This window comes from Sporosarcina sp. Y1011 (assembly GCF_057669885.1).
On sequence record NZ_JBYHFP010000007.1, the window covers coordinates 84519 to 107668 of the forward strand.

Below are 23150 nucleotides of genomic sequence, written 5' to 3' on the forward strand. Positions count from 1 at the left end.
AATTCACACATCTGAATAAACAATAAACATGACATGCACCAATTTATCTGATCTTTATTCTATTATTATGTAATTGTCAATCAAGCTATACAAAAAAACCGGCTATTGGAATCGATCCAGCCGGCTTGCTTTCATTCAGTGCGTATTATATATGCTTTCATAAGTGCATAAAGCGGAAGTTCATATAATTGTTTATCATATAATTTGAATACACCTTTTTCCACTAGTCTTTGGATGATTTCTTCTCTTTTCTGGTCCATCCGTGTTTCCTCTATCATTCTCATGCTGATATTACCTCCTTGACGTTGAATCCACGTAATCTATACCCAAAAATACTATTTTTTAAACATACAGCTACTTTGTAAAAATAGGAATATGAATTGGTGCCGTTGATTGGTACGCAAAGTGCGAATTTTGATACAAATTCCTCTAATTGGAATAAAAAAGGTACGAGTTTCCAACACAATTCAAAATCGTGTTAGAAACTCGTACCGTTTACTTTTTCACCTTATTTTTTGTTTCCTCATCCATTGCGTTGCAACCCACTTTTCACCAGATATAACTGGTGCTCCAGCATGTAAAGTTAACTCGTTTAAATCTTCATCACTATAGAAATACTCAAAGTAAACCGCCATACCCTTTTTGGGTGTTACTGAAAGATTCAGTTTAGGGAAGGTAGTTTCTCCACCTTGTTCTACATCATTTAAGTACATAATGAGCGTACTAATTCTATTGTTTTTTGCCGCTTGACTTGTGGATGAAAAAAAATCATGATGCGCTTTATATTCTTGACCAGGCGTATACTGAAGAATTTGCATACCTTCTCCGTGTTCAATAGGTATATTCATAATAGTAGAGACTCTTTTTTCAACCTTAGCTACAATTTCATTTTCACTATCTTGAAAAAACATACTACTACTAGTTCTCAGTTCATTTACGTCATGTGTTGACCCGATTTTTGAACGTTGCAGTTTGTCCTTTGACAATCTGATTAGTTCATCGCATTCTTCGTTACTTAAAACATTACCTAAAATCACTATCAATGGCTCTTCTATTCTAGTGATGATGTCAATCTCTCTGTCTGTTATTATTTTACTTCCCTCGTGACCAAATATCGATTGTTCCTTATTCTCCGTTATCATCTTCAAACGACCCCTTAAACAATTTGATTTTCAAAACGAGTGCGTTTATTAGTAATGATTATTCGTGTTAACGGTCTTCTTTCAATTAAAGTACTGAATATTCAAGAGTATGCTTTAATGCCCTCTACTCTGAACACTTTATTTTATCACATAATTTTAGCATATCGCAAATTTGTAAAAATAGCTTTATATAAGGCTGTGTCCATAACTCTTTGACTGCTATTCTCACATTTAAGCACCTCTCCAGTGAATTTATTGAACAACAAAAACACTGAGAATCCACTGATGTATTTCAAGTGTTTTGTCGTACTAGCCTTCCCTAGATATGAAACAGTGTATTCATATCTACCATTACATTCTTGTTGAATAGTTAGTCAATTCAGAGTAGTATGTAATCATAATTGACTAGGAGGAATATAAGTGCTTCCACTACAGCAAAACCATCTGATTTTAGAAAGTATTATTAAATATTCTTTCGATGAAATCTTTGTAACCGATGCAGACGGTACCATTATTTTTTCAAGTGAGAGCTTTAAAAACTTCTTCGGAATCGATCCTAAAGAAATTATAAATCAAAATGTCTTTGCGCTAGAAAAACAAGGGATTTTATCTCCATCAATTACAGGAAAAGTACTGAAAACAAAAAGAGTTGAAACGATGGTACAAGAAACGTCAATGGGAAGAAAAATTGTAGTCTCCGCTTATCCGATTTTTGATGATCTACAGCAATTACAAGGAGCCATTAGTTTCTCAAGAGACATTACTGAACTTGATTATCTAAAAAAGACAAATGACGAAGTTGCTAAAAGAATGGTTTTATATGAAAGAGAAATCGACAAGATAAAAGATTCACAGTCACTTCTATCTCACAGTGACTCCGGTAAAATGAGGCATGTTTTTAACATTGTTAAAAAGGTGGCTAACCTAGACGTTTCCGTTTTACTTCAAGGAGAATCAGGAGTTGGAAAAAACTACATAGCACAGAAAATCCATCAAACATCCAATCGGAAAACAGAGCCTTTTATTGAAGTAAACTGTGGTGCCATTCCGGAATCCTTAATTGAATCAGAGTTATTTGGCTATGAAGAAGGAGCGTTTACGGGCGCTAGAAAAGGTGGAAAAAAAGGCTATTTTGAAGCTGCTGGGAAAGGAACAATACTGCTTGATGAGATATCCGAGCTACCCCTTAATCTTCAAGTTAAGTTATTATCTGTTCTTCAAAACCGTACTGTACAACGGGTAGGTGGAAATTTAATCATTCACCTAAACTGTCGAATCATCTGTGCAACGAACCAAGATTTACAACAACTCATTGAGGAAAAACGATTTAGAGAAGACTTATATTATCGCATTAACGTCATCAAGATTGCTATTCCACCATTACGTGAACGTAGAGAAGAAATAAATATACTCACATCAGAGCTATTACATGAATTCAATGAGAAGCACAACCTACAAAAAGAGCTTTCTACAACGATGATCTCTTGGCTAAGTAAACAGGAATGGCCGGGTAACATTAGGGAACTACGAAATTTCATAGAACGTATTTTAATTACTTCAAATGACAGGATTGTTGATGTCGATCAAGTTGGCATTGCTACTGCACAACATGAGGATATGACTTTAGATCAGTATATCGGAATGATTGAAGGAGATTATATTAGTCGGATGTATGAAAAGTACCCGAGCAGCATTAAGCTGGCTAAAAAATTAGGAATCAGTCAATCTACCGCCAATCGAAAAATCAATCAATATATCTCAAGCCAACCTAGTCAGAGTTGACTAGGTTGGCTCACAGAACCCACTCTCTTGGTGTTGGCATGGAACTTGCAATACTGTATAGCATCAAGAAACAAGCGCTTTCATAGCCCTCTTTCTTGAAAACACTATAGAACACGAGGAGGAACTATGATGAATAATCAAAATGAAAAACAATTTCTTAACCTACCGTTTACAGGTATTTGCTCGTTTGGGAAATACCCGATTTGTACAAGTCTAGATGAACTAGACGCAGATGTAGCGGTTATCGGTGTTCCCTACGATATGGGAACACAATGGAAATCAGGAACTAGAATGGGACCACGTGGAATGCGAGAAGGTTCTACATTATATAGTTTCGGATTAGAAGGTGCCTATGATATTGAAAAAGATATTATGTACTTAGGTCCCGACTATAAAGTAGTCGATTGCGGAGATGTAGATATCGTCCATGGTGATTTGGAACAGAGCTTTGACAATGTAGAAGAATCTATTAGAAAAATAGTATCCAAAGGCGCAATTCCTGTTGTAATGGGTGGAGACCATTCCATTACTATTCCTGTAGGTAGAGCACTGGATTCCATTGGTTCGTTCCATGTCATTCAAATAGATGCACATTTGGATTGGGCAGATCATCGCTCGGGACAAAGATACGGACATGGTAGCACGCTCCGTCGTCTAGCGGAAATGGATTACGTCGACAAAATGTTCCAATTCGGAATCCGTGGAATTAGCAGTAGTAAAAAAGAAGATGTAGATGCCGCTCGGGAATATGGCAGTGTGATTTTATCTCCACGCGAAATGAGAAAAATGAGCATTGAATCTGTACTAGATCTAATTCCTGAAGGAGATAATTATTATGTAACAATTGATATCGACGGATTAGACCCATCGTTGGCACCCGGAACAGGCACTCCTTCTCCCGGTGGATTGTACTATGATGAAGTGAATGAATTGTTAGAAGGAATTGCAAAAAGAGGAAATGTCATCGGTTTTGATTTAGTCGAAGTCTCTCCTCCATATGATCCAACTGGAATTACCAGTCAAGTAGGAGCAAGACTCATTCTAGATTTCATCAGTTTCATTTTAAAAGAACAAGAAAATAGTCCGGAGCTAGTTTCGGCTATGCACGCAAATAAGTAAATGTAAATTTGATCATGTAGAGGAGAGTGTTCGCACCTTCCTCTATAATGTTATATCGACTCACAGATTTTGAAACAAAAGAAGAATCTCCTTGCCTATGTCAACCTTTTTCACATTCGTTGTCGTCCCCAATACCTGGATATTTCCAACTATACTTATCTCAACTAACAACTCGATTCAGTAAAACGAAAAGTTACGAGAGACCTTAGCCCTAAAAGCAAAGCCTGAAAGAAACGTGTGGGTAAACATAGAATTTAACCATTTCTTCATTATAAGAATTGGAAGCGCTTTCCCTAGCAAACACAGAAAAAGACGTATACAAAATTAGAGGAGGTTCACTATGGAAGCAACTAATAGAGGTTCAAATAAATTGATTTTTGGTATCGTGCTAGCCGTTCTTACATTTTGGTTGTTTGCTCAGTCAATGGTAAACATTATTCCAGCAATTCAAGCAGATTTAGGTATATCACTCGGAACTCTAAATATCGCTATTAGTATAACCTCCTTATTTTCAGGTATGTTTATTGTTGCGGCTGGTGGTATCTCAGATAGAGCAGGCCGTAAAAAACTGACTTTTTTAGGATTAAGTTTAAGTGTTATTGGCTCTTTGTGCCTTGTTCTAGCACAAGGTGCTCCACTTTTAATCGCTGGTCGTATCATCCAAGGTATTTCTGCAGCATGTATTATGCCGGCAACCATTGCTTTAGTTAAAGCCTATTTTGATGGAGCAGACAGGCAGCGTGCACTAAGTTATTGGTCATTCGGTTCATGGGGTGGAGCCGGTGCTTGTGCTTTAGTAGGAGGAGCCATTGCGACGTATATGGGATGGAGATGGATTTTTGTCCTTTCAATTGTTATCTCTTTACTAGCGATGTACTTACTAAAAGATATACCAGAAAGCAAGGCTGTCCAGTCTATCAAATCGAAATTTGATTATACCGGCTTACTCATTTTCATTTTCGTAATGCTGGCATTGAATTTAACAATTACACGTGGGCATGAGTTTGGTTGGACGAGTCCACTTACAATCACTTTAATAGTTGCAACGTTAATTGGAACCGCCCTATTCTTTTTAGTTGAAATAAAGAAAAAGAGTAAGTTCATTGAGTTTTCTTTATTCAAGTCTAAAGCATATACAGGAGCTGTCACCTCTAACTTTTTACAAAACGGAATTGCCGGAACAGTTGTGGTTGCCAATACGTATGTGCAATTAGCACGAGGATTTACAGCCTTTCAAACAGGATTACTAACGATTGGTAACTTAGTTGCTGTGCTCATAATGATTCGCGTGGGTGAGAAAATGATGCAAAAAGTGGGTGCAAGAAAACCAATGATTGCAGCAGCAATCATTACTCCCCTTGGAATCAGTTTAACAGCGTTAACATTTTTGCCTGACTTAGCTTACATCATCACAGTCTTCCTCGGTTTCATGCTTTCAGGTATAGGGCTTGGATTGTACGCAACGCCTTCTATTGAAACAGCTGTGGTAAATATCCCAGAAGATAGAGTTGGGGTTGCTTCAGGTATTTATAAAATGTCCAGCTCACTGGGCTTTTCATTTGGTATAGCAATTTCAACAGCAGTTTATGGTGCAATCTTGCTCACCGGAAGCATAGAGTTAGCAGCAGCTGCCGGGATCATGGTAAATATGGCTTTTGCTATCCCATCCTTAATCTCTATAATGTTAACAATTCCGCACAACGAGGGGAAAAAGGTAACCAAGCTTGCAGCGGAGAAAGTTGAGACTAAAGAAATATCTGTTCTGAATTGAGGTAGGCTTGAAAATCTCTCTTTTCACTGGACTACTTTCAGCTCGCTTTCGGCGGATGAATCACGACGAATTTACTAAGGATAGAGTGCGGCTAGAAGTGACTCCGTCACTTCTAGCCGCACTCTTTTCGTTAATTCTGTTGTGATTAAATGCCTGCCGCGTCCCTACACTATTCAAGTGAAAAATGCAGTTACTTTGAAAGAAAAAAGGTTAGCTTGGTTTCTCCATGATTAACCTCCGAATCCTAAACTCTTTCGGGTAGCCTCCAGTGTATAATTATATAAAAAAAGTTACCCACACTGACTGTATTAGAGCCAACATAAAGTCAGTTGTAACACATGTGAAAATTTTTTAGTAGCCAAACTGCATCATTTCAACTGATTTCGAATACATTGACTATGGTGATAACTATAAGGGGAGTGAATGTCCGATTCCGACATTTGTAACGCAATCATTGGATGAGATTAGATTTTGGTCACGGATTATGAAAGAGCATGCTTTCTTTTTAAGTCTCGGATTTACTGCAGATGATACAAAACTCATTCAAGAAGCAAAGCAATTCATTGCACTGTTCGAGCGCATTGAAGAGCAAATCAGCGATTACAATGAAACGACAGATCCTACCGTCATTAGACAACTAAACATTCAAGTGTACCAGGCGGCAGCTTCTATTTGGGCTTACAAACGAAAAGTACTTGGATTGATATTACGCTGCGAAATTACGTCAAACAATATTCCTTTACTAGTTGACCATACGAGCCGAGAAGCTGCCTATTTCGCTAAACGATTGAAGGAATTAAACGAAGGTAAGCTGAAACCTTTACCAGAGGCAATTATTAAAGAGAATGTGTTTTTCTTGAAAATAATGGCGGATCACTCAAAATTCATCGGCCATCTGCTAGATCCTTCGGAAAGAAAACTTGTCAATCAAGCACGCGAGTTTAGCAATGATTTCGACCAACTTCTTTACCAAGCACAGGATTTAGATCATATGCGCCCTCAGTCAGAAACACAACCACTTTTAGAACAATTTCTAGACCAAAATCGTGTTTCTGTCGTATCGTTACGCGATTTCAAAAAGACAGCACGTGATTTAATTGAAGCCTGCAAAATAAAGAGCAATATACCCGCCCTTCTTGCCGACCATGTATACCGTGAAGCGGATCACTTCCTTCAAATTATTGATGCATTCGATGAGCATCTTACGACACAACAATCTTAACGCCTTACTATGTATTAAATAATGCTTGTCACACAATCTAACATTCGACTTCAATTCAACTACCCCCACCTATGACTTCTGTATAGATCGGGGTATTTATCGTTCCACTGTATAGTCAACAATTATTGGCATACTAAGTTATTCCTTCCTTAGTCAAATAGTTGAGTAATTTATCTTAAACAAAAAAACTGTCAACCAAATCCGTTTGGTTGACAGTTTTTTATTAAATAAAGTTACACTATGTTAACGACAATCTCTTCCTCTACGAGATCGACACGGACTTTTTCAACATGCTCTTCTAAAATAATATCTGTTAATGGATCTTCGATTTTATCTTGAATGACTCTGCGAAGTGGTCGAGCTCCGAATCGTTTATCGTAGCCTAGTTTGACCAATGCTTGTTTTACTTCTTGGGAAATCGTGATATCAATATTATTTTCTTCGATTGTTACTTGTAAGTCAACAAGCATTAATTCCACGATTTCGAGTAGATTTCCCTCTGTTAATTCGTTAAATGAAACAATTGCATCGAAACGATTGAGAAATTCAGGTTTGAAATAATCGCCTAACATTTCTAGCATCGTAACGGATTCATGTACTGTTTTATTGAAACCGACGCTCACTTTTTTGTCGCCTGTTCCAGCGTTACTTGTCATAATAATGACCGTATCTTTGAAACTGACTGTCCGACCATGTGAATCTGTTAAGCGGCCATCCTCCATAATCTGAAGGAACATATTTTGAACGTCTGGATGCGCTTTTTCGATTTCGTCAAGGAGTAAAATTGAATACGGATTCCGGCGTATTTGTTCTGTTAATTGACCAGCGTCTTCATGCCCAACATAACCTGGAGGGGAGCCAATAATTTTAGACACCGCATGTTTCTCCATATATTCACTCATGTCGAGACGTATTAACGTCTCACGTGAACCAAATAATTCTTCTGCTAGGACTTTTGTGATTTCTGTTTTACCAACACCCGTTGGACCGACAAATAAGAAGGAGCCAATGGGACGGTTTTTCGATTTAAGTCCCGCACGGCTACGACGGATTGCTTTTGCAATTTTATCAACCGCTTCTTCTTGACCGATGACTTTTTTATTGAGATTTTCCTGAAGACCTTTCATTTTCACCTGTTCTGCCGCTTGTAGTTTTGTCACAGGAATTCCTGTTTTCTCTTCGACAATTAACTCAATATCTGCAACAGAAACTTCTATTTTTTTAGCTTCCCCATTTTGTTTCGCTTCTTCCAATTGTTTACGTAATTGAATTTCTTCATAACGTAAATTTGCCGCTTTTTCATAGTCTTCCAATTCTGCTGCTTGTTCTTTTTCTTGAATGATTTCGCCCAGACGCACTCCAAGTGAATCTGAATCCGAATTAGGGATGACGTGTACAAGGTTTAAACGTGACCCGACTTCATCCATCAAATCAATCGCTTTGTCCGGTAAAAAGCGGTCTTGAATATAACGTTGTGATAAGGTGACAAATGCTTGAATCGCTTCATCTGTATAGTGTACTTCATGGAAGTTTTCGTAACGTCCTTTTATTCCACTTAAGATTTTAATCGTATCTTCTGCCGATGGTTCCTTGACGATAATCGGTTGGAACCGACGTTCAAGTGCGGCATCTTTTTCGATTTGACGATATTCTTTCAATGTCGTTGCCCCGATGAGTTGCAAGCCTCCCCGCGCTAAGGCTGGCTTCAAAATATTACCGGCATCCATTTGCGATCCTTCTGTCGAACCCGCACCAACGAGCAGGTGAATTTCATCGATGAATAAAATAACATCTGTCCGGGCTTGAAGTTCTTCAATGAGTTGTTTCATCCGCTCTTCAAACTGACCACGAATGCCTGTATTGGTAACAAGTGAAGCAACATCTAATAAGTACACTTCTTTATTCTTTAGTTTCACCGGTACATCGCCTTCATGGATTTTTACTGCGAGCCCTTCGGCGATTGCTGTTTTACCAACTCCAGGCTCACCAATTAGCACCGGGTTGTTTTTATTTCTTCTATTTAACGTTTCAATGACGCGTTTCACCTCTTGATCGCGTCCGATGACTGGATCAATCAGTCCATTTCTTGCATCATTTGATATATTTTTACCAAGTTGGTCTAACAAACCGTTGCCGTGACCTTCTTGTGTTTGCTTTGTTTGAGTTCTTGCCTGTTGGCCGCCGTTAGCTTGGGAAAAGGGATTCGCATTATTGCTAAATGACGGCATCTTACCTGCTTGTAATTGACCTTGGATTTCTTGAAAGCATGGATGACACATATTAATGTGCATACCTTGCTGATTTACTTGAAATCTCAAACTCATCGTCGCTTCGTTTTTATCACAATGTTGACATTTCATATTCTATTCCTCCCTCAATTTTTCATTTATCTATCTTTCTTTCTTGACTTTGACTATATTTGATCTATGGACTTATTATACACTGACCTTTTTTGACTTTCAAGAAACTTGCTTGCATATCCTCGAATTTATTTAATGAAGACTACTTGTAAAATCAGCTTGGCCACATGATCTTCAATTAAAAAAACTGTCAACCAAATCCATTACCGTGGACTTGAATGACAGTTTTTTATTAGATAAACAAGCTAAGCAGTAGTACAACACCAAGACCAACGATCGAGGTCGTGAATAATAACAGACCCCAGGTTTTAAACGTATCTTTAATGGATAAGTTAAAGTACTCTTTAAACAACCAGAAGGAAGCGTCATTTACGTGAGTAATTGTATTACTTCCTGCCGCTGTTGCTAAAACCATTAATACAGGATTCACATCAAATGTATGAATTAGCGGACCCACAATCCCGGCAGCCGTAATTGCAGAAACAACACCCGTCCCCGTAGCAATACGTAACATTGCAGTAATGACCCAGGCCATAATTAATGGCGATACACTTGTATTTTCCATCATTCCTGCGATGAAGTCACCAATACCTGTATCCAAAATGATCTGTTTGAAAGCTCCACCAGCACCAACAATGAAGATAATCATCGCAATACCTTCAATAGCACCTGAGAACGAATTCATAACTTCCGGCATTGTTCTACCTCTGCGTATGCCGAATACATAAATGGCAACCAATACAGCGAGAATCATGCTAATTTCGGCACTACCAAGGAAATTAATAATTTGATAGAACATCGTTCCTTCTTCTATAAAGAAATCCAAAATCGTTGCCGATGTAATGATGATTGCTGGCAATAACGGTACAATTATACTTACAGCAAATCCAGGCATTTCATCTTCAGCAAATTCTTTCGGCTTCTTCAACATCGGTGGTACAGGACGATCCAAATTACGTAGCATTCTAGGTAAAATAATACCTGCTGCAATAACTGATGGAATGACTACGATCAGTCCCAATATGTAAACCATCCCCATGTCTGCACCATAAGCCTCAACAAGTGCAGTTGGACCAGGTTGTGGTGGGAAGATACTATGCGCCATTGTAGCCGAGGCAACCATCGTGATTCCTAAGCGTAAATACGGAATTTTTGCTTCAATTGCAATACTGATGACAAGTGGAGCCAATATGATAAACGCCACTTCATAAAATACTGAGACACCAAAAATGGCACCAACAATTAAAATTGCCCATTCAACATTCTTAACGCCAAACTTGTTCAATAAGGTAGAAGCTACCCGTTGAGCAGCACCGGAATCCACCATTAATTTACCAAGCACAGCACCCATTCCGATAATGATTGCCAAACTTCCGAGCGTTCCTCCAAAACCTGTCTTTATCGATACGACGACCATATCTAATGTTAACCCGTTTAAAATACCTACCAGTATCGCTACAATCAAAAGGGCAAGTACACTATTTAGTTTTACCACAATGTTCAAGTAAAGGAGTAGCGCTACCCCAAGAGCTACCCAAATAAGCGGTAAATAAGTTATAATCCAATCCATCTTTATTCTCCCCCCAAGTCTACTTTTAGTTTGTTCCTATAGCTTTGAATCCATTCTGTGCATGTGGACTGACATTTTAATTATTGATGTTCAGTCAAGCACAGTAACCTTGTAACCGCTTACTCCAAACCGGTTAATCATTACTTTCGATATTTGCAGATTATCATGCATAATTTAAGCGTTGCCTAGCATTACACGCCAATAGTAGATAACAACACAAATACCTCTCTTCGATAGAAAAGCTCTTAACTCTCATCTGTTTTCAGATAAATCGGTTTAGTAAACCGATTTACTTCACTTAGTATATAATGAAAGTGCTTTCAATATCAAATAAAAATTTAATTCTGCGAAATACCCTTTCCTCATGCTTGCTTCTTTTTCATTTTTACTATGTACCTAAAACTTTTTTCACTTAATATAACTTCCGGATTAAGGAAATATCAATCTACGAATTTGCGGATGAACTTGGAATTCCGTTATCGAAAGAGAGTAACTGCAAAAGAGCATCGGCAAAGTTCTCCCGATGCTCTTCTTCAATGCAATGATTCTTCTTACCGGACCCTTGACCAACCCATGAATGCCCGTCCCCTGGCTGATGAAAGTTACTCAACGTCCATTTCAATTGTTTTTTTCAATTGTTTCAAGTGACGCTTTTCATGCAATCCGACAAATAGAAACCATTGACTCAATGGAATTTGTCCAAATATCGGATGTTTGAGTGATTTATCACGGAGCACTTCTTTTGTGCTTGTTTCATACACATCTAATAAGAAGATACGTGAATCATAGAGTTCACTTTTCATTTCTATTATTGATTTATACTCTTTTGTCGGTGCTGTATACTCTGGGGCTTCCACTTTTATTAAGCGATTCGTAGACAATACTATTGGTTTTTTCATACATTTTGGACTATCGGGATTTTTAAGTTCTCTTGCAATATTAGTCGCAATCACTGTTTCCATTCTCGCTAGATGTTCGAAAATTTGTTTTGGAGACCACCCTCCATTTGAAGGTGTTTTATTGAACTGCTCATCCGTCAATGGTTCAATTGCTTTAAATAACTCTTTTCGAATAACAGTATTTTTTCCCAACACCATTTAATTTGCTCCTTTTATTACCCCGAAAAACTTTTCCGTTATTGTTACTTATCTACATTATAAGCTTTTCTATTTTTTTGCAAGTCATCATTTAATAGAGTCTCATTTAATGCCATGAATTCAGCATTCTACTTCGTCGTCCTACACCTTTTAACAAAGGTGACTGATATGCATCAAATAACGGCCACCTATCAAACGGGTGGCCGTTGAAAAAGAGGTACCTGACACTCAATTGAATGCAAATGTTTAAACGGTCGTTTCCACTTTCGATCCTATCGCTTTTTCTACCTTTGCTTTCCATACAAAATGGTCTTTTTCAACAACAATAGAGACGAATAAACTTCCGATAATTGCCCATAATGGTGCGCCAATGTTGAAGTAACTCACACCTGACATGCCTATTATTAAGGCAAAAAAAGCACCCATTTGAAATTTGCTATCTGAAAAGGCTGTTTTAAGGGAATTCATAAGAACCCCTAGCATGGCAAGTCCAGCAATTACACTAACAATTACACTCGGCATGGCAATCACAAGCGGAACGACTACAGCCGCAAACAGTCCAAAAGCCGAGAATAATCCTCCACATACAGCGGCTGCAGCATACCGACTTTCTTTTTTCCCTACTTCTTCAGCGGAACAGATCGCTGTCATCGGTCCCGCGACATTAATAGCATGAGCGCCGAAAAACGAAGCGATTACACCAAAAATTGAACCGTAAATCGCCATCGCATTATTTGGGGGCTTGTACCCTTGAGCCATTAATACACCTGACCCTTGAGCATTTTCAGTACAGATAATAAGTAACGCAAGTGGAATACCAATCGACAGTATGGCATCAAAACTAAATGCGGGTATGATCAACTGTGGAAGAATGAATGCATTCTGGATGTTCTGAATCTGAAATTCATTCGTAAAGAAGGCCAACAAAACCGCGACAAGCAAAGCTGATAAAACAGGTGGGATTTTTTTCATAAATCGTGTGGAAAGTAAAAAAACTAGAATAGCTGAACCAGCTAGTACGGGAGAAATAGTAACCGACGTGATCATTTCCGTCGAAAAACGGATCATCACGCCAACAATCATACCCATGACAATTGGAACCGGTATCCATTTCATCACTTTGTCGATTAAGCCCGACGCACCGAGAATAATTACTAGGATATGGGCAAATAGATAAGCCCCTATCGCTTCTTGGAATGAAAAATGTGTCAAAGCACCGGCAACCAATACAGCTCCAGCAATCGAATGCGCACCTGCGATCGGTTGACGATACTTTAAAGATAAATATATGCCGAGTAATCCACTAAAAAAATAAACCGCAAATATCCAACTTATGGTCTCAACATAAGTCAAGCCCCCACTTGTCGCAGCTCCAATGATAATTAAAGCAGGACCTGTACACCCAAAGATTGCCGCAACTAAGCCAGCACTGACTGTATTTACATTTAGATTCTGACGTAAATCTTTAATGTTCGTGAGTAAAAATTTTTCTTTCATGCCCCATAGCCCCCTAGATCCACTAATGCTTCTCCTAGTAATATACACTAGTTTTTTAAATATTGTGGATATTCTGATCCGAAAGATTGAAAAGTCCCAATTCAAAAACAATACTAGCTGTTTTAAAACACGAATTGAGTGATATTTAGACGCTGTTTCGATAACTGTGAATAATAGGGGTACCTAGAATGGGAATGTATATTCGAATTACAACGAAAAATAAACACTTAACAAGAGTTACCAGAAGTAGACTCTTTGTTTAGTGTCGGATTGGTCTTGTTATTCCATTAAAGTATCTTTAACAACTAGATGATGTATTACAGCAAGATTGTTCTTGCTTTTTTGGTGTTAAGTTCACACTACATACACCTGTTTCCGGTAAGTCCAGTTCCACTTTTTTTGCGGATTCATAGTCGCCCGTCAGATAAGCCACGATAGATCGCACTTGTTCATACCCAGTCGCCATTAGAAACGTTGGTGCCCGTCCATAACTCTTCATCCCCACGATATAAAAATCTTTCTCCGGCTGCCTTAATTCTTCCTCACCATGTGGACGGACGGTTCCGCAACTATGAAGATTAGGATCTATTAAAGGAGCCAATGACTCGACGCTTTCTGTAGCTGAGTCAATACGCAATCTGATTTCATTTAAGAATGTAAAGTCAGGGCGACTTCCAGTGTTAACAATCAACTCATCTATCTTATCAATAGAAAGACTTTCACCTTTAAACTCACCAAAAATTTTTAATGAATGACCTTCCATCAAAACTTTTTGAACTTGATATGGCGTATAAACTTTAACACGCCCGGAATTCACCAATTGATGAATTTTCAATCCAAGTTCCCCTCTTGCTTGGAGAGCATCTTTTTCTTCACCCCCATAAGCCTCTTCAACATTATTTTTCCGTAGAATCCAAATGATTTCATTGAAATTGCTTTCGTTGAGTTTAGTCAATTCTAAAATTGTATTGATTGCGGAGTGACCACCACCAATTACAGCTACACGTTTACCTATATATTTCTCACGGTCTTTACCGTTAATGTCGGGTATCCCATAATGAATATTATTTTGTAAAGAAATTTCTTCCTTCGTCCATACACCATCCGCGTTTACAGGGTTTGGTTGTCCCCATGTTCCTGTTGCATCGATAATCGCTTTTGCCTCAATTTGTTCAGTACTACCATTTTGATCACAGTAAAGAACAAACGGAACATTTTCACGTTTAACTGACTTCATCTTATCCAGCCCTTTTTTGCTTATAGCTAACACCTTGGTATTCAAATGAATGTACGGTTGGATTTCCGGTAAACTTGCCAATTTCTCTAAGTAATCCTCCACCAATTCCTTTCCTGTTGGTAGCTCATCAAGGGAAGGGGCGTCCCATCCATGTTTTTCAAGTAGCTCACGGGCAACTTTGTCAACATTGTATTGCCATGACGAAAATAATCGAACGTGTCCCCACTGAAGTATATGATTTCCAACGTTTGTACCAGATTCCAAAACCAGAAACTGTTCACCTGACTTAGCCAAATGTGCAGCTGCGGCTAATCCAACTGGGCCCGCACCAATAATGACGACAGGCAATGAACTCGTTTCTTTTTCGATGAGCTCGATATGCAGCGGCACAATATTTGTAGAACAACAGTTTCCATTCGTTATTTGAATATTACTTTGTTCTTTCATTTTACAGACCTCCTAAGGACAATAAAGAGCTCACTGAATGAGCTCTTTTGTATTAACAGTTATTTGGCGCACCAACCATGACGAGTCCGGATTGCTCACCTTCAGTTTCAAAATCCAATGTTAAATCACTCAGAAGCCCTAAAGCTAACGTGGAAATGGCAACCTGAATATCATTTATCAAAGAAATAGTATCTGATACCTCAGGTTGATCAAGAGATAAACCGATTTGCGGTCCACAGCAACCCTCAATGGCATAGATACGGAGTCCTTTGGCTTGCTGTTCTTCCAAAAGAGATTGAATATATTCTTTGGCTTCGTTTGTAATGTTCATTACTTTCTCTCCTTAGTTTTTATTAGTCAGCTGTAAATTGGATTCAGACCTCACATTAAATTCGGGGCATTTTTAAGCTTTAATAAAATCTTTCAAGCTTTCATAACCAATCTTCTCTTCATGCAACCATGGGATTACCGCACACTGCGGCGCTAATTCTTCATTCACTTTTTTAATCCATCGTTTTTCAGAAACCGCACGTCCTTTCAAAACAGGATCTGTAGTATCCGTTGCGTACAAACTTTGGTTAATGACCCACCACTTCGGATCAATCTGAGCACGCTTGAGGTCTTCCTGCAATCTTGCTGCTTCTAATACGGGTGTTGCTTCAGCCAATGTCACAATGACCACGCCCGTTTCTTCTGGATTTCTCAAACGTGGAAGAAGCTTCTTCACACTTTCTGGCACGTCGCCAGTCGAACGGCTCATTTCTTTGTGATAGGCTTCCGTCGAATCGAGCAATAATAATGTGTGACCAGTCGGTGCTGTATCAATCACAACGATTTCATTTTCCGACTTCTCCACCACTTCCGCAAATGCTCTGAACAAAGCAATTTCTTCTGTACATGGCGATTCTAGGTCTTCCTTCAAATACGCAAGCCCTTCTTCATCCAGTCCTACTCCTGCTGTAGAAAGCACTTCCTGCTTATATTTATCTACCTCAATTTGTGGATTAATGCTGCTAATTGTCAGATTTTCTCCCAGAACGCTACCTTCAAATGCGTATGCAAGATGCGCTGCAGGGTCTGTTGTAGTCAAATGAACACGGTGACCTTTCTCAGACAAACCGACCGCAATCGCTGATGCAATCGATGTTTTTCCAACCCCGCCTTTACCCATTGTGAAAATCACACGGATGTTTTTCGAAGAAAAATCATCAATCACTTTGTTTAGGCCAGGAAGTTGAATCGGATCAGTGCTGAGACTATCGTCTTCAAATACAGTGATCGTGTAAGAGCTAAATAAGTGCCGAAGGTTGTCAACTCCGGTTAGTGAATACGAAACAAATGGAAGGGAAAACGTCACAACCTGTTTTAATGCTTCGGGCGTTCCTTTCAATGCAAGGCGCTGTCGCTCATAAAACGCGGTTGAAACCTCATCTTCAGGACGATGAGTCTGAAGAAGCCCATTTATGATAAGTATCTGATTTTTAATGCCGATATCTTTCAGCTCTGAAGAAGCTCGATTCGCCTCAAGTAAAGAAGATACATCCGGTCGCGAAACCAAAATTAGAGTCGTTTTTTCTGGATTAGAAAGAGTCTCGACGGCTTTCGCATACAACTCTTTTTTCTCCCCAAGTCCTGACAGTGGACCCAAACAGGAAGCACCGTGTGTACTTTCTTCTAAAAAACCGGTCCACGCAGTTGGTAATTGTAACAGACGCAGTGTGTGCCCGGTCGGCGCAGTGTCAAACAATACGTGATCATATTGATTTAACACATCTTCATCGGATAATAGATGAGAAAATTCATCAAATGCAGCAATTTCAACTGTGCATGCACCCGATAATTGTTCTTCCATCGTTGCAAGAACAGCATCTGGCAGTTTACCCCGATAAGGACCGACAACTTGTTCACGATATGTTTTCGCTGATGCCTCTGGGTCAATATTACAAGCGAATAAATTTTTTACACTTGGAATAGCAACTGGGTCATTCGTCAATTCCACATCGAGAACATCCTGTAAATTTGAAGCAGGATCGGTACTTACTAAAAGTACTTTTTTTCCTTGATCGGCAAGAGATACTGCTGTCGCACAGGCCGTTGATGTCTTACCAACACCACCTTTTCCGGTAAAAAATAAAAATGGCGTTAGTACGGTTTTGTTAGGATTGAATAATGGATACATGGTTATTCCCCCTTATCTATCAAACTTGACTGAAACACGTACACGTGGTTTTTCCTGAAGTTCAGCTGTCTTTACATCAAGCCATTCTGCTAACTCTTCGTTTGTCGGATAGGCACCCACTTTTACGATTTCATGATTAACAAGTATCAGAGGAAGAGCATCTGGTCCTTCTTCAAGGAGCACCTTATTTACTACTTCATTGTCTACAAATGCACCCGGATCATTCCCAAGATTATAGCGTGTAATATCAAATTTCTTTTTTTCAAGTGAATAGACAGCGGATGCGACACGCGTTAATTCTGGATCAACACCTGGTCCACAGACTCCTGTTGAACAACACATTGCAGGATCAAAAATTTCAACCTTTGTCATTATCAACAACTCCTTCATCGTTGTATAATCATATTCTTATATGTTTATTATAAGGATAGCCGTGATGTGAAACCACGGCTTTTTTATTTATTCACCAGTTTTAGCGAAACGTTCAATCCTAGCACCAATTTCATCACGTACACGCTGGAAAAACGCCCATTTTTCTTCATCCGTTCCTTCTGCTTTAGCAGGATCATCAAATCCCCAATGATCACGTTTTACGTGCGGTGGTGTCATCGGACACTTATCAGCAGCATCTCCACAAAGCGTAACGACGAAATCTGCATTATTCAGGATTTGCGGATCAATAATATCTGAAGTATGATTCGAAATGTCGATGCCAGCCTCATTCATGGCTTTTACAGCATTTGGATTAACGCCATGTGCTTCAATTCCAGCACTAAGAACTTGCCATTCTTCACCAAGAATCTTTTTGCCCCATCCTTCAGCCATTTGGCTACGGCATGAGTTACCTGTACATAAGAAATAGAGTGTTTTTTTTGACATAATGAAAATCCCCTTTTTTATGAATTATCCCGCATTAACGGGTAGTAAAAGCCCGAATTGTTCATCTAGCAATCAGGTAGGGACGAATCCCCTTTGATTGAAGTTTTATTGTATAATCGACAGCCATAGATACAGTCCGATTAGTGTAATTAAGAGTGTAGGGATTGTTAAGATGATACCGATTTTAAAATAGGTGCCCCAAGAGATTTTTACGCCTTTTTGAGACAATACATGCAACCACAATAAAGTGGCCAAAGAACCGATTGGCGTGATTTTGGGACCTAAATCCGACCCGATGATATTTGCATAAATCAATGCCTCGCGAATAGGACCTGAAGTAGTCGTTTCTGAAATAGCTAACGCGTTAATCATGACCGTAGGCATATTATTCATAATTGATGACAATATCGCAGCAATAAAGCCCATCGAAATCGTTGCTACAAAGAGTCCTTGATCCGCTGCCATTTGAATGACGTCGCCCAATACGCCTGTGAGACCGACATTACGCAATCCGTAGACGACAACGTACATTCCTACAGAGAAGAATACAATGGACCAAGGTGCACCTTTAAGTACTCGCTTCGTCTGAACAGCTGGACTTCTTTGTGCCATGGCCATAAAGAAAATCGCCGTAAGCCCAGCAATAATAGATACAGGCAATCCCGTAAACCCACTAGAGAAATACCCTACGAGTAATACGCTTAAGATCACCCAAGATAGGCGAAACAACTTTATATCTTTGATAGCATCTTTCGGTTCTTTTAAATCTGAGACTTCATAGTTTTTAGGAATACTTTTACGGAAGAATAACAACAACACTAAAATACTCGCAACTAATGCAAATAAATTCGGGACAATCATTCTAGATGCGTATTCAACAAATCCGATATCGAAAAAGTCTGCTGAAACAATATTAACTAAGTTACTCACGACCAATGGTAATGAAGTGGTGTCAGCTATAAAACCGCTGGCAATAATAAATGGGAAAATCATTTTTTCACTAAAATTCAAATTTCGTACCATCGCAAGCACAATTGGCGTTAGTATAAGCGCAGCCCCATCGTTTGCGAACAAAGCAGCAACGATCGCTCCAAGAATGCTAACATAAACAAACATGCGAATACCGCTACCTTTTGCTAATCTCGCCATATGTAACGCAGACCACTCGAAGAAACCAATTTCGTCTAAGATTAATGAGATAATTATGATTGCCACAAAAGCTAGCGTAGCATTCCAAACAATCCCTGTTACATCAATAACATCTTGGAAGTTAACTACTCCTACTAATAATGCGACGATTGCCCCAATACAAGCAGACCATCCAATTGATAAATTTCTAGGCTGCCAAATAACAAAAATAAGTGTAATAATAAAAATCAATGATGCCGTTATAACTGAAACCAAGTTTCTTTCTCCTCCTTATTGACAACAAACTCGAAGCCCTTGTGCTTCTAGCTCAGCGATTGATTCATTCTGTTCCGGTAGATGTTCAAGAATGCCTTGAATAAACGGGTAATCTTTATGATTCTCATTAATCGAGAAGAAAATCCATTGTCCTCTGCGTTCTTCTTTAACCAACTCAATATCTCTAAGCTTGCGTAAGTGCTGGCTAATCGCCGGCTGACTCATTTTAAAAATCTCAACGAATTCACACACACAACATTCGTGTGACTTAAGTAACTTCATCATCGTCAAACGCGTTGGATCTCCGAGCAACTTTAGCAGTTGCGATGCTCGCTGCAGGTCAATCTTTTCTGTTGTAGTCATTTATCATCCCTCCGCTTCATCATCATTGTATAATCATATGCTTATATACGCAAGTATGTTTTTCGCTTTCGTTGAAAATCAAAAGAGGCACCAGTACTTGACACAAAGACAAGCAATTTACACGTTTAAATAATCATGCAAGAAAGAACAAAAAACTACATAATCATTATTTTTGTGCTTTTTCACAATTATGTTGCATTTACTGATCACTTTCATACACAGTGGACCTGAAAAGTCTTGTATCGGCCTTTCATTACTATGATAGAAATACTTTAACTACTAACTCCAACTATTTGAACAGTTTTTTTGGGGATGACAAAGGGATTAGTACTTGTCGATGCCAACAAGTACTAATCCCTTAGTTTTACTAATTTCTCTTAATTATTTCATTTCCATGGTATGAGCTTATACTCCAACCATTGAAGAAACCGATTGAAACTCAATCCTAGTAAGGATAAAACCAGTACCCCTACCATAAGCTTCGTTGTAATCATTAAATTACCATAATGTAATACCATTGACCCTATACCATTTTGCGCAGCAATCATTTCTGCAGAGACAAGCAACAGTAGTGACGTTCCTGCAGCAAGTTTCAGACCTGCAAAAATCATCGGAAGTGAGCCAGGTAAAATAACCTTACGAACGAGGTTAAATGGACCCGATCCAAATGTCACTGCCGCTTTTATCAAGATAGGATCAACATTCTTCACTCCAGAGAACGTATTGATGACAACTGGAAAAAAGACGCCCAACGCGATAATCGTCACTTTTGATAATTCGCCAATACCCAACCATAAGATGAATAACGGCAAAAGAGCGATTTTCGGAATCGGATAAATTGAGTACACAATCGGTGTTCCGATCGCATCTGCCCATTTGGAATAACCTAGGATCAGGCCGATTAAAATACCCAAAATGGATCCAATAACATATCCAACAACAATTCGGTATAGACTTGGAACCAGGTTCTCATAAATTTCGCCACTCACAAGCATTTCCCAACCTGTAACTACAATCGCTGAAGGCGCGGGCAGAAATAAAGGAGAGACAATGTTCAAGCTGCATATAATTTCCCACAGCACGATTAGACCGACTAAACCTAAAAAAGAAGCATAAAGTGGAACTTTTTTATCAAGAAAAGCAACGCGGTTGGTAATTATTTGTCTATGTTTAGTCATTCATTTTCACTCCTTTAGCGCTTCCTCAGCATCTTGACGAATAAGCTGCCAAATATCATCTGCATATTGCTCAAATTTGGCTCTGTGTTGTTCTTCATTTCTTCCCATCTTAGGTAAATCAATCGTTATAATTTCTTTAATCTGTCCCGGATGTCTAGATAAAACAATAACTCTATCCGCTAAATAAACAGCCTCTTGAATGTTGTGTGTCACATAAAGCGTACTCAATTTCGTACGATTCCAAATCGTCAATAACTCCTCTTGCATCAGCGTTCTCGTTTGCGCATCTAAAGCAGAAAACGGCTCGTCCATTAGCAGTAAATCCGGTTCAACTGCAAGAGCCCTGGCAATTCCGACCCGCTGTTTCATGCCACCGGACAATTGTTTTGGATATGAATCTTTGAATCCTGTTAAACCGACCATATCTATATAAAAATCGCCTTTTTCTTTTTGCTCTTGTTTGCTTACCTTTTTTTCTTCTAACCCATAAATCACATTTTCATAAACGGTACGCCATGGCAGCAAAGCAATCTCCTGAAAAACAATTGCTAAATTCGGTTTCTTCTCCATTACACCTTCAAAATAAACCGTACCACTAGTCGGTGATAGTAGGCCGCCGACAATATTTAGAAGCGTCGACTTTCCACATCCACTTGGTCCTACTAAGACAACAAACTCTTTCTCTTCAATAGAGAAGTTTATATTGTCTAGCGCCAAAACTTCACCCTTTTTTTTATCACCAAACATTTTGCTAACATCTTCAATGACAATTTTCATCTATTTCACTTCCCTTATTCAGCTAACGCTCCTTCAAGCAATTCCATGTTAACAATGTCTGATGCATCAATCGATGTATCTACTAACTTTTCTTTCACATACCAATCGATTTGTGTCTGGATATCTGTTTCAAGTAGTTTTCCATCCCGATCCATATAAGGGAGACCTTTTTCAATGATAGCTGGTTCTTGGTCTGTATATTCAGCGATGATAGAAATGACTTCATCATAATTTTCACCCGGTACAATCTCATCGTTTTCTTTTGTTAATACAGCATCATAGTAATATTGTGTTGCTTTTGCATATGCCTTAAGGAAACGTGTAGCGGCATCTTTATTATCAGCAAAAGCTTGTGAGAAGAAGATTCCTGAAGTTTGATACTCAATTTCTTCTCCTACTTGGGCAATCACCTTACCATAGCCTTCTTCAACGGCTAGAGAAACATTTGGTTCATTCAATACCACAGCGTCCACTTGTTTACTCTCTAACGTATCCATAAGACCCGGAATACTGTTTAATGGAACTAGTTCGACATCTTTAGTCGTAAGTCCGTATTCTTCCAATAGTCTTCCAGCCATATAATGATATGTAGAACCGGTTTGTGTAATCCCGATCTTTTTACCTTTTAACTCTTCGACGCTTTTCACAGTCGAATCACTTGGCACTAATATTGCAGAAGATGAATAACCTTCCTGCTCTCGCCCTTTATCAGCAACAATAACTAACTTTTCCCCACTCGCAACCATATTGTACAAGCTTGCTGTAATTCCAGTAGCCCCAACAGCAACATCGCCTCCGGCTGTTGCAACTGCAATCGGTTGTGCCGCCTCAAACCATTTTGCTTTGACATCGATTCCTTCATCCTCAAAGAAACCTTTTTCAAGTGCGATAAATAGAGGCCCTGAGCTAGTCAATTTCAGCATTCCGATTTCAATAGGTGCTTGATCAGTACTTTTTTCAGCATCAGAACCTGCCGTTTTTGTCGACTCGCTTTCAGCACATCCTGCTAGTCCAATTGCTAAAAAAAGGACTGTAATTAGTGTAAATAAGATTCTTTTCTTCATGCCTTCTTACCTCCAGATTATAATAGTACGACTCATTTACTAATTGACTCAAAAAACAACAG

The 23150-nt window shown here is 38.9% G+C and carries 20 protein-coding genes; 4 read left to right on the forward strand and 16 right to left on the reverse strand.

Going from position 1 to position 23150, the window contains the following annotated elements; translation table 11 throughout:
• Window positions 1–131: 131 nt before the first annotated feature.
• Both fbpA and AC25Y5_RS10780 read right to left on the reverse strand, forming a co-directional pair.
• Entirely contained in the window at window positions 132–284 is a 153-nt protein-coding gene (gene fbpA, locus AC25Y5_RS10775) for a Fur-regulated basic protein FbpA (protein ID WP_488140287.1), read from the reverse strand.
• 219 nt (window positions 285–503) lie between these two features.
• Window positions 504–1142 carry a 2OG-Fe(II) oxygenase gene (locus AC25Y5_RS10780; RefSeq protein WP_488140288.1) on the reverse strand — a complete coding sequence of 213 codons (639 nt, stop codon included), beginning with the start codon at window positions 1140–1142 and terminating at the stop codon, window positions 504–506.
• A 420-nt stretch (window positions 1143–1562) separates the two neighbouring features.
• Between AC25Y5_RS10780 and AC25Y5_RS10785 the strand changes: the two genes are divergently transcribed.
• The 4 genes from AC25Y5_RS10785 (at window position 1563) to AC25Y5_RS10800 (ending at window position 7036) form a co-directional block, all read left to right on the forward strand.
• The gene (locus tag AC25Y5_RS10785) at window positions 1563–2924 is read left to right on the forward strand and encodes a sigma-54 interaction domain-containing protein (RefSeq protein ID WP_488140289.1); all 1362 of its coding nucleotides are present in this window, start codon (window positions 1563–1565) and stop codon (window positions 2922–2924) included.
• A 129-nt stretch (window positions 2925–3053) separates the two neighbouring features.
• Entirely contained in the window at window positions 3054–4043 is a 990-nt protein-coding gene (speB, locus tag AC25Y5_RS10790) for an agmatinase (RefSeq protein ID WP_482102918.1), read from the forward strand.
• 340 nt (window positions 4044–4383) lie between these two features.
• Window positions 4384–5814: an MFS transporter gene (locus AC25Y5_RS10795; RefSeq protein ID WP_488140290.1), complete on the forward strand. Its 1431-nt coding sequence runs from the start codon at window positions 4384–4386 to the stop codon at window positions 5812–5814.
• Window positions 5815–6205: 391 nt separating this feature from the next.
• Window positions 6206–7036, forward strand: coding sequence for a DUF2935 domain-containing protein (locus AC25Y5_RS10800; RefSeq protein WP_488140340.1), 831 nt, complete (start codon window positions 6206–6208; stop codon window positions 7034–7036).
• A 233-nt stretch (window positions 7037–7269) separates the two neighbouring features.
• Here AC25Y5_RS10800 and AC25Y5_RS10805 read toward each other — a convergent pair whose 3' ends face one another.
• From AC25Y5_RS10805 to AC25Y5_RS10870, 14 genes are all read right to left on the reverse strand, one after another.
• The gene (locus tag AC25Y5_RS10805; RefSeq protein ID WP_488140291.1) at window positions 7270–9396 is read right to left on the reverse strand and encodes an ATP-dependent Clp protease ATP-binding subunit; all 2127 of its coding nucleotides are present in this window, start codon (window positions 9394–9396) and stop codon (window positions 7270–7272) included.
• A gap of 232 nt (window positions 9397–9628) precedes the next feature.
• The gene (locus AC25Y5_RS10810) at window positions 9629–10966 is read right to left on the reverse strand and encodes a gluconate:H+ symporter (protein ID WP_488140292.1); all 1338 of its coding nucleotides are present in this window, start codon (window positions 10964–10966) and stop codon (window positions 9629–9631) included.
• 602 nt (window positions 10967–11568) lie between these two features.
• Window positions 11569–12063 carry a DinB family protein gene (locus AC25Y5_RS10815; RefSeq protein ID WP_488140293.1) on the reverse strand — a complete coding sequence of 165 codons (495 nt, stop codon included), beginning with the start codon at window positions 12061–12063 and terminating at the stop codon, window positions 11569–11571.
• 246 nt (window positions 12064–12309) lie between these two features.
• Window positions 12310–13560, reverse strand: a complete 1251-nt coding sequence (locus tag AC25Y5_RS10820) for a benzoate/H(+) symporter BenE family transporter (protein ID WP_488140294.1) — start codon at window positions 13558–13560, stop codon at window positions 12310–12312.
• A 298-nt stretch (window positions 13561–13858) separates the two neighbouring features.
• Window positions 13859–15244, reverse strand: a complete 1386-nt coding sequence (locus AC25Y5_RS10825; RefSeq protein WP_488140295.1) for an NAD(P)-binding domain-containing protein — start codon at window positions 15242–15244, stop codon at window positions 13859–13861.
• A 52-nt stretch (window positions 15245–15296) separates the two neighbouring features.
• Window positions 15297–15575 carry an iron-sulfur cluster biosynthesis family protein gene (locus AC25Y5_RS10830; protein WP_488140296.1) on the reverse strand — a complete coding sequence of 93 codons (279 nt, stop codon included), beginning with the start codon at window positions 15573–15575 and terminating at the stop codon, window positions 15297–15299.
• 72 nt (window positions 15576–15647) lie between these two features.
• Window positions 15648–17423: an arsenical pump-driving ATPase gene (arsA, locus tag AC25Y5_RS10835; RefSeq protein WP_488140297.1), complete on the reverse strand. Its 1776-nt coding sequence runs from the start codon at window positions 17421–17423 to the stop codon at window positions 15648–15650.
• A gap of 12 nt (window positions 17424–17435) precedes the next feature.
• A complete protein-coding gene (gene arsD / locus AC25Y5_RS10840; RefSeq protein ID WP_488140298.1) occupies window positions 17436–17795 on the reverse strand; it encodes an arsenite efflux transporter metallochaperone ArsD in 360 nt (119 codons plus the stop codon).
• Window positions 17796–17882: 87 nt separating this feature from the next.
• Window positions 17883–18302 (reverse strand): arsenate reductase (thioredoxin), encoded by a 420-nt coding sequence (arsC, locus tag AC25Y5_RS10845; protein WP_488140299.1) that lies wholly within the window; start codon window positions 18300–18302, stop codon window positions 17883–17885.
• A 105-nt stretch (window positions 18303–18407) separates the two neighbouring features.
• The gene (locus tag AC25Y5_RS10850) at window positions 18408–19706 is read right to left on the reverse strand and encodes an arsenic transporter (RefSeq protein WP_488140300.1); all 1299 of its coding nucleotides are present in this window, start codon (window positions 19704–19706) and stop codon (window positions 18408–18410) included.
• A gap of 15 nt (window positions 19707–19721) precedes the next feature.
• Window positions 19722–20069: an ArsR/SmtB family transcription factor gene (locus AC25Y5_RS10855; protein WP_488140301.1), complete on the reverse strand. Its 348-nt coding sequence runs from the start codon at window positions 20067–20069 to the stop codon at window positions 19722–19724.
• Between the two features lie 386 nt (window positions 20070–20455).
• Window positions 20456–21247: an ABC transporter permease gene (locus AC25Y5_RS10860; RefSeq protein WP_488140302.1), complete on the reverse strand. Its 792-nt coding sequence runs from the start codon at window positions 21245–21247 to the stop codon at window positions 20456–20458.
• Between the two features lie 6 nt (window positions 21248–21253).
• Window positions 21254–22024: an ABC transporter ATP-binding protein gene (locus tag AC25Y5_RS10865; protein WP_482102903.1), complete on the reverse strand. Its 771-nt coding sequence runs from the start codon at window positions 22022–22024 to the stop codon at window positions 21254–21256.
• Between the two features lie 14 nt (window positions 22025–22038).
• Entirely contained in the window at window positions 22039–23088 is a 1050-nt protein-coding gene (locus AC25Y5_RS10870) for an ABC transporter substrate-binding protein (RefSeq protein ID WP_488140303.1), read from the reverse strand.
• Between the last annotated feature and the right edge of the window lie 62 nt (window positions 23089–23150).